This window comes from Mesorhizobium sp. M4A.F.Ca.ET.020.02.1.1, from assembly GCF_004022645.1.
GTDB lineage: Bacteria > Pseudomonadota > Alphaproteobacteria > Rhizobiales > Rhizobiaceae > Mesorhizobium.
This window is the reverse complement of sequence record NZ_RZOI01000873.1, coordinates 1-2,232: the sequence shown is the minus strand read 5'-3', so window position 1 is coordinate 2,232 and position 2,232 is coordinate 1. Positions and strand designations below refer to the sequence as shown.

The 2,232-nt window shown below is 66.0% G+C and carries 3 protein-coding genes; 2 read left to right on the top strand and 1 reads right to left on the bottom strand.

All coding sequences use genetic code 11. The features are described from left to right. Positions 1-85: 85 nt before the first annotated feature. Positions 86-682 (bottom strand): TetR/AcrR family transcriptional regulator, encoded by a 597-nt coding sequence (locus EN742_RS32430; RefSeq protein WP_126057909.1) that lies wholly within the window; start codon positions 680-682, stop codon positions 86-88. Between the two features lie 124 nt (positions 683-806). On the opposite strand from EN742_RS32430, the gene EN742_RS32425 reads away from it, so the two are divergent. Together EN742_RS32425 and EN742_RS32420 are read left to right on the top strand one after the other, a co-directional pair. Further along, positions 807-1,268: a (2Fe-2S)-binding protein gene (locus tag EN742_RS32425; RefSeq protein WP_126057910.1), complete on the top strand. Its 462-nt coding sequence runs from the start codon at positions 807-809 to the stop codon at positions 1,266-1,268. Between the two features lie 2 nt (positions 1,269-1,270). Continuing rightward, positions 1,271-2,232, top strand: a 962-nt coding sequence (locus EN742_RS32420; RefSeq protein ID WP_148670427.1) for a molybdopterin cofactor-binding domain-containing protein, incomplete at its 3' end; no start/stop codon positions are given.

Genomic DNA, 2,232 nt, shown 5'->3' with positions numbered 1-2,232 from the left:
GGTAAAGGAGTTCCTCGCGGCGCGCAGGAAGCCCGAGCAAGCGCGGCGCCAAGCCTAGCTCGACCGGGGGCGCCGACCGCCGACGTCATCCTTTCCGCAGCGCCAGGTCGATCAGCCTGATCAGCGCGGCGGCGGCCCGTCGCTGCTCGTCCGGATTGCTGATGCGCATCTTCATGCCTTCCAGCCCGTCGAGCAGCATGTCGGCCAGCAGCCGCGCCGAAAGCCCCTTGGCGGCGAGGTCGACGCCGTTCCGTTTCACTTCGCCCTCGACCGCGCTGGCGATGTGCTCGACAAGGCCGTCGCGCCAGCAGCCGACGAGGTCGGCGACGCTCGACTTCAAGTCGAGCAGTTCGGCGCCGTGCGGGGAAGCACGGACAGCGCCGATCATCGAGATCAGCGCTGCGTCGACGGCGCGCATCGTGCGTTCGGCGAAGGTGCCGCCGCCTTCGAGCTCGCTCTTCGCCTGCTCGATGGAGCGACCGAGCAGCATCAGGGCGATGGCGCGGAAAATGTCGGTCTTGTTCTTGAACAGCAGATAGAGCGCCGGCCGCGACATGTCGGCGGCGCGCGCGATGTCGTCCATGGTGGTGCGCGTAAAGCCATAGGCGAGGAACACCTTCATCGCGCCTTCCAAAATGCGGGCGCGCTTGGGGTCGGCGGCGATGTCCTCGGCTTCGATCATGGCGAACAGTCTACCCTGTGCAAACTCTATTGACAAAATGACGGATTTTGTCAAGGTGTATGAAGACGAAATGGCCGCCTTGCCATTTCGCTTCTGGTTATAGACGACAACGAAGGATATCCCCATGCGCCTCACCGTCGACGGGCAATCATTCGACATCGATGCCGATCCGGGAATGCCGCTGCTGTGGGCGCTGCGCGATCTGATCGGCAAGACGGGCCCGAAATTCGGCTGCGGCATCGCCGCCTGCGGTGCCTGCACGGTGCATGTCGACGGCCTGCCGGTTCGCTCCTGCTCGCTGCCGGTCGGGGAAGTCAGCGGCGCAGTCACCACCATCGAGGGCATCGGCACCGGCGGCAAGCTGCATCCGGTGCAGCAGGCCTGGCTGGAAGAGCAGGTGGCGCAATGCGGCTACTGCCAGGCCGGCCAGATCATGAGCGCGGTGGCATTGCTCGAGGAGGTGGCGGACCCGAGCGACGACGACATCGACAACGCCATGGGCGGCAACCTCTGCCGCTGCGGCACCTATCCGAAGATCCGCGCGGCGATCAAGAAAGCCGCGGCGCTGAAGACGGCGGGGCTCTGATCATGGCCAGCATCGGAAAGATCGCCCGCCGCACCTTCCTCATCGGCGCCGCCGCTGTCGCCGGCGGTGTCGCCGTTGGCTACTATTACTACCGCAAGCCCTTCGCCAACCCGCTCGAGGCCGATCTCGGCAAGGGCGAGGCAACCTTCAATCCCTATGTGAAGATCGGCGCCGACAACACCATCACCATCGTCGCGCCGCGCGCCGAGATGGGGCAAGGCGTGTCGACGACGCTTGCCGCCATGGTCGCCGAGGAACTCGACGTCGGCCTCGATCAGGTCAAGGTCGAGCACGGCCCGGCTTCCTATGCCTATTACAACGCGGCGATACTCCAGGAGGGCGGTCCGTTCCCCTTCTTCGACGAGAGCATGACGGCGGAAGCGGTGCGATCCGGACTCGGCGTCGTCGGAAAGCTGCTCGCCCTGCAGGGCACCGGCGGCTCGTCCTCGATGCGCGACGGGTTCGACAAGATGCGGCAGGCGGGCGCGGCCGCCAGGCAGATGCTGATCTCGGCGGCGGCGCAGAAGCTCGGCGTTTCCGCCGGCGAACTGGAAACCGCCAACGGCGCGGTCCTGCATAAGGCGTCGGGCAAATCGGTCACCTATGGTGAAGTCGCCGCCTCAGCCAGCGCCATGCCGCCGCCGGCCGAGGTCAGGCTCAAGGACAAGGCCGACTGGAAGCTGCTCGGCAAGCCGCAAAAGCGCGTCGACATGCTGGCCAAGGTCACCGGCGCGCCGATCTTCGGCATCGATGTCAGGCTGCCGGAGATGCTCTACGGCACGGTGAAGATGAGCCCGCGCTTCTGGTCGAAGCCGGTGAGCGCCGACCTCTCCAAGGCCGCGAAGATGCCCGGCGTGGTCAAGATCGTGCCGATCGAGACCAGCTACGGTCACGGTTTCGGGGTCATCGCTGAAAACACCTGGGCGGCGTTCAGAGCCGCCGAGGCGATCGAGGCCAAATGGGC